Source organism: Oscillibacter sp. MSJ-31, assembly GCF_018918025.1.
Lineage (GTDB): Bacteria > Bacillota > Clostridia > Oscillospirales > Oscillospiraceae > Hominicoprocola.
Window position 1 is genome coordinate 62,404 of sequence record NZ_JAHLPT010000012.1, and the last position, 7,552, is coordinate 69,955.

Genomic DNA, 7,552 nt, shown 5'->3' on the forward strand with positions numbered 1-7,552 from the left:
ATGGGCATCAAATTTTCCGGCTCCGACGCCGGCGGCTTCCGCTTTGATTTCTCCGGCGCGAACAGCGCTGCCGGCGGCAGCGAGGGAAGCGCCGCGCCCAGGCGCGAGCGCAAGCCGCGCAAGGCCGTCGGCACCCCCGGCAAGCGCATCGCCATCAATACCCTCGTCACCCTCCTCGTCGGCGCGGTCTACTTCTACCTCGAGCTGCCCGCCATCAACCTCCACGCCGAGGAGTTCTACGGCTTCGTTCTGCTTCTCTGCGCGGTCTACTGCGGCTGCGCCCTGCTGACCTCCGGCTTTCAGGGCGAGGGGGCCAAGGGCTACTTCCGCTTCGTGAAGAAGCAGTGCACCGTCCCGTTCTTTCTCGCCGCCGGACTGCTCGCCCTCGCCGTTGTCGGCAGCGTGGCCTCGTGGGTCGTGTTCCGCGCGGGCAGCTACCAGAAGCTCCTCACCGTCCAGTCCGGCGACTTCTCCTCCGAGATCGCCGAGGTCGCCTACGACCGCATCCCCATGCTCGATAAGGACAGCGCCGAGAAGCTCGGCGACCGCAAGCTCGGTGAGCTTTCCGACATGGTCTCCCAGTTCGAGGTCTCCGAGGACTACACCCAGATCAACTACCACGGCCGCCCCGTGCGCGTCACCCCGCTGCGCTACGGCGACATCATCAAGTGGTTCAACAACCGCTCCGCCGGCCTTCCCGCCTACCTCATCATCGACATGGTCGATCAGAGCGTGGACGTCGTCCGCCTTGACGAGGGCATGAAGTACACCACCGCCGAGCACTTCTCCCGCAACCTCTACCGCCACCTCCGCTTCCAATATCCGACCTTCATGTTCGAGGAGCCGGTCTTTGAGATCGACGAGGACGGCACGCCCTACTGGGTCTGCGCCAAGAAGGAAAAGACCATCGGACTCTTCGGCGGCACGGACAACAACGGCGCGGTGCTCGTCAACGCCGTCACCGGCGAGAGCGAGTACCTGACCGAGCCGCCCGAGTGGGTCGATCACGTCTACTCCGCCGAGCTCATCATCGAGCAGTACGACTACTACGGTATGTACCACAACGGCTTTATCAACTCCATCCTCGGCCAGCGCGACGTCACCGTCACCACCGACGGCTACAACTACATCGCCGAGGGCGACGACGTCTACCTCTACACGGGCGTGACGAGCGTCGGCGGCGACGAGAGCAACGTCGGCTTCCTGCTCTCCAACCAGCGCACCAAGGAAACGAAGTATTACCCCTGCGCCGGCGCGACCGAGTACAGCGCGATGGACAGCGCCGAGGGTCAGGTCCAGAACCTGCGCTACACGGCGACCTTCCCGCTGCTCCTGAACGTTGCCGAGCAGCCGACCTACTTCATGGCGCTCAAGGACGCGAGCGAGCTCGTGAAGATGTACGCCATGGTCAACGTCAACCAGTACCAGATCGTCGCCACCGGCGCGACCGTTGCCGAGTGCGAGTCGAACTACCGTCAGATGCTCCGGCAGAGCAATCTGATCTCGGACGATCAGACCGGCATCGACCAGCCGGTCGAGACCGACCGCCGCTCGCTTGAGGGCGTTATCGCTGAGATCCGCTCCGCCGTCGTTGACGGCAACAGCATCTACTTCCTGCGCTTTACAGGCGAGACGGACTTCACCGTCCGCATGAGCGCCGCGGACGTGCCCTACGCGCCGCTGCTCAATGTGGGCGACCGTGTGCGCGTTTGGTACTACGATGGTCATGTCAGCGAATTCTGGATCGAGGCGTGCGACCTTGAGCTGCTGCCCGTCTCCACGCCCGCCGAGCCGGACGACGCGCAGCCCTCCGGCGGCGCGGATGCATAAACCATGCAAATATGCAAAAAGGCGATGGATGTTTTCCATCGCCTTTTGTCATGCTTCGCCGCAGCATGACAGAAAAAATTCAGATGTTAAGCATGACATGAAGGAATAATTGCAGGAATTTTAATAGGTATTATCAAAATTCCGAAACTTTTTCATTTCTATTTCTGCGCTTTGCACAAAAAGGAAGGAAAAATTTCTCACAGCCGGACGCTTCGATTTTGGACGTACCCCCTTGAGAAAGCGCCTGTTTTGTGATAGTCTAACAGACGAGATGGAAGCACCATCGAAATGCTCTTAACGAGTAAATTTAGAGGAGGCTATTATCATGAATGCTTATATCCAGAGAGTTCTGGACGAGACCAGAGCCAAGAACGCGAATGAGCCCGAATTTCTGCAGACCGTCGAAGAGGTCCTGACCTCTCTCGAACCCGTCATCAATGCCCACCCCGAGTATGAGGCTGCCTGCCTGCTCGAGCGTATGGTCGAGCCCGAGCGCACCATCGAGTTCCGCGTCGTTTGGATGGACGATCAGCTCAAGTATCACGTCAACCGCGGCTACCGCGTTCAGTACAACGCGGCGCTTGGCCCCTACAAGGGCGGCCTCCGCTTTGCTTCCAACGTCAACCTCTCCATCATCAAGTTCCTCGGCTTTGAGCAGACCTTCAAAGATGCTCTGACCTGCCTGCCCATCGGCGGCGCCAAGGGCGGCTCCGACTTCTCCCCCATCGGCCGCAGCGACGGCGAAGTCATGCGCTTCTGCCAGGCCTTCATGACCGAGTTCCATCGTCACATCGGTCAGGACATCGACTGCCCCGCCGGTGACGTTGGTGTCGGCGGCCGCGAGGTCGGTTATCTGTACGGTCAGTATCGCCGCATCGTCGGCGCTGCCGAGTTCGGCGCTATGTCCGGCAAGGCTGTCTGCACCGGCGGCTCCATCCTCCGTCCCGAGGCGACCGGCTTCGGCGCTGTCTATTATCTGCGCGAAGTCCTCAAGCACGACGGCAAGGGCATCAAGGGCCTGCGCGTCGCTATGTCCGGCTACGGCAATGTTGGCTGGGGCATCATGAAGAAGATCGACGAGCTCGGCGGCAAGGTCACCTATTTTGCCGGCCCCGACGGCTACATCCACGATCCGGATGGCGTCTGCGGCGAAGAGAAGCTCAACTTCATCCTCGAGATGCGCGCCAAGGATCCGATGCACTGCAAGCCCTATGCCGATAAGTTCGGTGTTGAGTTCGTCGAGGGTCAGAAGTGCTGGGGCGTCAAGGACGTTGACGTTTATATGCCCGCCGCTACCCAGAACGATGTCAACATGGAGTGGGCCAAGAAGATCGCCGAGTCCGGTGTTCCTTACTACATCGAAGTCGGCAACATGCCCACCACCAATGATGCTCTGGCCTTCCTGATGAGCCAGAAGCACCTCACCGTCGCTCCTTCCAAGGCTGTCAACGCCTGCGGCGTTTCCGTCTCCGAGCTCGAAATGGCTCAGAACGCTCAGCGCATCTACTGGACCGCTGAGGAAGTCGACGCCAAGATGGAAGCCATCATGAAGAACATCTATGATGCTTCCGTTGAGGCTGCCGAGCGTTACGGCCTGGGCTACAACCTGGTCGCTGGCGCCAACATCGCCGGCTTCCAGAAGGTCGCCGACGCCATGATGGCTCAGGGCATTTTCTAAGCCGAACCGCTTTGAAAACCAAAAAGAAGAGCTGCTTTCGCAGCTCTTCTTTTTTGCGCTTTTCTCTGCTTACAGAACGCTCATCACATCGTAGTGCAGGCCCTCGTCCGCGTAATCGGGAATGAGACCGAGCCGCCAGACGGAGACCGAGGTCACGCCCACGAGCTTGGCGCAGGCGAGCTTCTCGGCGGTGCTGCGCGCGTCCTCATACCAGAGGAAGATATGCTGTCCGCTCTCCGTGCTGTAGGTGCACCACGGACTGCGGGCCGTGTCCGACCAGCCCATCACGGTGCCGCTCTGGCACAGACGCTTGTAAACCGTGGTCTGCAGCGGGTGCGTGGAGCGGACCGCGGTCAGCAGACCGTCCGCGTCCGTCTGCCACGCGCGGGCATCCATGCTGACGGCAAGCGTCAGCTTCGCGGGATCGTCCATCTCACGCGCCGCGGTACGCACGGCGTAGTAGACCTTGTAGAGCGGCGCACAGGGATGGTTGCGGTAGTAGCGCGAGCCGAGAAAGCCGGTGAGATCGCTCGCCGCGTAGTCGTGCGCCATGAGGATCACGCGGTCGCAGAGCGTGCCGAGCGTCTTGAAATCGTAGCCGTCGAAGTAGGCGTCGCCGTAGACGGCGGGCATGACGGCGGCGTAAAGCGTCTTGCCCTCGGCGTGCAGCGCGGCGGAAAGCTCCGTCATAAAGGCGTTGAAGCTCTCCTTGTCCGCGGCGCGCAGGCCCTCGAAGTCGATGGTCACACCGCTGTAGGGATTGTAGCCGAGGTCGGGGTACACGCGCCCCAGCTCCGCCATGATCTCCGTGACCGCCGCCGCGCGTGAGGACTCGTCGGCGAGCATCGTGCGGAGCGGCGCGTTCGCCATGAAGACGTTGAGCTTGAGCTCCACGCCCGCCTCGCGCAGCGCGGGAACCACATCGGCATAGCCGGCGGGGATGTAGAAGCCTGAGCTGTCGTCCTTCACGGTCGAGAGCTTCGCGCTCTCCTCAGCCGAATAGGTCATGTGGCTCCAGCCGAAGCTGACGGCGTCGAACTGCTTAGCCTGCTCGAGCTGCGAATAGGACGAGAGCGCGTAGAAGGCGTGCTTCCACGTCGTCGGCGCGTGGTACTTTTCGTAGACACGCACGAGCATGGCCGCCGCCTGCTCGCGCGCGGCGGTGCCGTCCGGCTCAAAGGTCGTCTCGGTCGTGCCGGTGGTCATGCCGATCTCGTAGGCGATGGCAATGTAGCCGCGCTGGGCGGTCACATCGGCGAAGGGCAGCGCCGCGTCCGCGTCCGCCTTGGCAAGCTCGCCGAGGCCGAGCGCACGCACGAGCATCACCGCCATTTCGCGGCGCGTGATGGCGTCCCTCGGGCGGAATTTTCCGCCCGCGTCAATGACGCCGTTGGCGGCAGCGGTGTTGACAAACTCCCGCGCCCACGAATCCGCGATGTCGATGGCAGCGTCCTCGCCGCTCACGTTCTCCCAGCCGAACATCCGCACCAGAATGGTGACGAACTGCTCGCGCGAGATGGTCTCTCCGAGGCCGAAGCGCCCCTCCCCCACGCCGTTCATCAAGCCGTACTCTGCGGCCTTGTCGATGCTCTCCCGCGCCCACGAGTCGGCGGGAACGTCGGTGTAGTCTGCGGCGAGCGCGGCGGTGCTCAGCACGAGCGCGAGCAAACAGCTCAAAAATAAGGTTCGTTTCTTCATGGCAGCCTCCGAGGTCGGAAAAGTTTTCGACATCATTTTACAGGAATCGCCGCCGCATTGCAAGTAGACATAATAAAAAATTATGTTCCCATCAAAAAAGAGACCGCCCGAGCGGTCTCTTTTCGCTGTGCGATATGAGTTTATTGCTCCACGCTGTCGCTGTCCTCCGGCAGCACCGCGGGGGCGGACGCCGCGCACTCCTCGCAAGCCGTCTCCGCCTTGGGCGACGGCTTCGCCGCGCCCTTGCCGAGCAGGAGCGTCACAACCCCGAGACCGAGCGGCACGGAGACGAGGCCCACCGCAAAGGACAGACCGGGCACACTGGCCGCGACGCGCCAAACGAGGATGCCGATGGCCAGCTCCGCATAGTAGCAGGGAGCCTTCTTCATCGCCCCGCGCCAGAGCAGCGCGCCGAGGAAAAAGCCAAGGAACACGGGAGCGGCGATGATCGCCGCAGCATAAAGGAACAGCACGATCAGCGCAAGGCGCACGCCGACATTCGAGATAAACAGCAGGATCGCCGCGAGCGGCACGCCCGCAAGCACCGCGAAGCCGATGCCGAACGCCTTGGCATACCGGCCGAACGGCGCGCCGTAATACTTCCGATCCACCGTCTCCCACAGCGGTGTGAGCCACAGCAGGACAAAGGCGAGCAGCAGCACACCCGCAAAGCTCAGCGCCTTACGCAGCACGATGCTGCCGACGCTTGGCTCGGAGACCGTGATGTTCACGTTCACGTCGCCGCTCGCCGGGTCGTCGTAAAGCTCGGCGCTGTCCGCGATGCCGTCGGGCACGGAGCGCAGGGCGCTTGCATTGCAGTGCAGCCGTCCGCCGATCTCGGCGCCGTCGCCGATGATGACGTTCTCAGCGCTGACGTACACGTCGCCGCCGACGGAGCCGGTGATGGTGACGGTGTTGGCGGCGGCGTAGAGGTCGCGCCCCACCGTGCCGTTCACCGTGATGCTCTGACCTGCGGCGAACACGTCGCGCTGCGCCGTGCCGCTCACGCCGATGCTGTAGCCCGCGAGGAACGCGTCGTTCTCCGCCGTGCCGCCGAGCGTCACCTCATAGCCAGCGGCCATGACATACGCTCCTGTACCGTTCACGCCGACGGTCCTGCCCGCGGCGAGCAGGACGCCGTTCACCGCGGCACTGCTCCGCACGGTCTCTCCCGAAAGAAACAGCGAGCCGTCGCGCGTACCGTCGGCGGAGCCGTCGGCAAAAACGTCCTCGAACGCGGCACAGGCCGGCACGGCGAGCGCCGTCGCCAGCAGCAGGCTGAGGAACAGGGATACGAGCTTCTTACATTTCATTTTCCTTTTCTCCTTCCATCGCGGCGGGAGCATTTGCTTTCCCGTCCGCGTCTTCAAACATTTTGCGGGACTCCTCCTCGCTGAGCCCCATGATGAGGTTGACCGTGCGGCGCATATCGTCCGTCGCCTCGTCCACCCAGTCGGCGTCCTCGTGCAGGATGCAGCTCCCCAGGCCGTGCGCGAGGAAAATGGCCATGGTGTGCGGGTCCATCGTCGGCTTCGCGCCGCAGGTCATGAGCGTGCGAATGATGTCCTCGATATACGGCTCGATGACCGTGAGCGTCTGCTCGCGAATGGCCCAGCGGACCGTGCGGTGCATATTGCCCTCGTACTTCGCGCGGAAGGCGCGCACCTCGCGCTTGATGTAGCTGAAAAAGCGCAGCAGCGCCCGATAGGGCTTCTCCTTCGCCTCGGCGGCAAGCGCCTCAAAGTCCTTCCGGTAAGGCTCGAAGAAGTGGTCAAGCACATCGGTGAACAGCTCGTCCTTCGTCTTGTAGTAATAGTAGAACAAGCCGACCTCGCCGCCGACCTCCAGCATAATGCCGCGCACGCTCGTGCCGTCGTAGCCGTGCTCAAAGATCTGTCGTCCTCCGACCTCGCGGATGCGGTTCTTCGTGCCGCCCTCGATCATCTGCTTTCGTGCCATAGGGAGTGCTCCTTTCCTGAACAGTTCTCAAATTATAGCACGCCGTAAAGAAATTGCAATATGGCGCTTTGAACAACACTCAAAAATATAGCCTTCTTTTGTGCTACCGGATAACGAAAGTGTACAGGAAAGCGCAAAAGGTCATTGCGTTTTTGTCTATTTTCTGATAAACTGGATGCATCGCAAGCAAATACAAGCAAAACCGGCTGAAAGAAACAGAAGGGAGCTTTATCGTATGGGACTCATCAAAGCGATCGCGGGCGCGGCGGGCGGCGTGATGGCCGACCAGTGGAAGGAATACTTCTACTGTGAAGCGATGCCCGCAAACATTCTGGCGACCAAGGGCCACAAGAAGGTCACGGGCCGTTCGAGCAACTACAAGGGCGA

The 7,552-nt window shown here is 61.7% G+C and carries 5 protein-coding genes; 2 read left to right on the forward strand and 3 right to left on the reverse strand.

Annotation, left to right across the window (positions count from 1 at the left end; translation table 11 throughout):
• Both KQI17_RS09255 and gdhA read left to right on the forward strand, forming a co-directional pair.
• A complete protein-coding gene (locus KQI17_RS09255; RefSeq protein WP_216495870.1) occupies window positions 1-1,830 on the forward strand; it encodes a CvpA family protein in 1,830 nt (609 codons plus the stop codon).
• A gap of 325 nt (window positions 1,831-2,155) precedes the next feature.
• A complete protein-coding gene (gene gdhA / locus KQI17_RS09260; protein ID WP_022017938.1) occupies window positions 2,156-3,508 on the forward strand; it encodes an NADP-specific glutamate dehydrogenase in 1,353 nt (450 codons plus the stop codon).
• Window positions 3,509-3,577: 69 nt separating this feature from the next.
• Here the strand turns inward: gdhA and KQI17_RS09265 are convergent, their stop codons facing one another.
• From KQI17_RS09265 to KQI17_RS09275, 3 genes are all read right to left on the reverse strand, one after another.
• Window positions 3,578-5,206 (reverse strand): glycosyl hydrolase family 18 protein, encoded by a 1,629-nt coding sequence (locus KQI17_RS09265; RefSeq protein ID WP_216495871.1) that lies wholly within the window; start codon window positions 5,204-5,206, stop codon window positions 3,578-3,580.
• Window positions 5,207-5,346: 140 nt separating this feature from the next.
• Entirely contained in the window at window positions 5,347-6,519 is a 1,173-nt protein-coding gene (locus tag KQI17_RS09270; RefSeq protein ID WP_216495872.1) for a hypothetical protein, read from the reverse strand.
• The gene (locus KQI17_RS09275; protein ID WP_216495873.1) at window positions 6,509-7,165 is read right to left on the reverse strand and encodes a TetR/AcrR family transcriptional regulator; all 657 of its coding nucleotides are present in this window, start codon (window positions 7,163-7,165) and stop codon (window positions 6,509-6,511) included. The genes KQI17_RS09270 and KQI17_RS09275 overlap by 11 nt, the downstream gene beginning before the upstream one ends.
• Window positions 7,166-7,552 lie beyond the last annotated feature (387 nt).

What these genes read in the sequence shown, in the direction of transcription:
- KQI17_RS09275 (WP_216495873.1), bottom strand. Translation starts at nt 7,165, where the DNA reads ATGGCACGAAAGCAGATGATCGAGGGCGGCACGAAGAACCGCATCCGC.
- KQI17_RS09255 (WP_216495870.1), top strand. Translation starts at nt 1, where the DNA reads ATGGGCATCAAATTTTCCGGCTCCGACGCCGGCGGCTTCCGCTTTGAT.
- KQI17_RS09270 (WP_216495872.1), bottom strand. Translation starts at nt 6,519, where the DNA reads ATGAAATGTAAGAAGCTCGTATCCCTGTTCCTCAGCCTGCTGCTGGCG.
- gdhA (WP_022017938.1), top strand. Translation starts at nt 2,156, where the DNA reads ATGAATGCTTATATCCAGAGAGTTCTGGACGAGACCAGAGCCAAGAAC.
- KQI17_RS09265 (WP_216495871.1), bottom strand. Translation starts at nt 5,206, where the DNA reads ATGAAGAAACGAACCTTATTTTTGAGCTGTTTGCTCGCGCTCGTGCTG.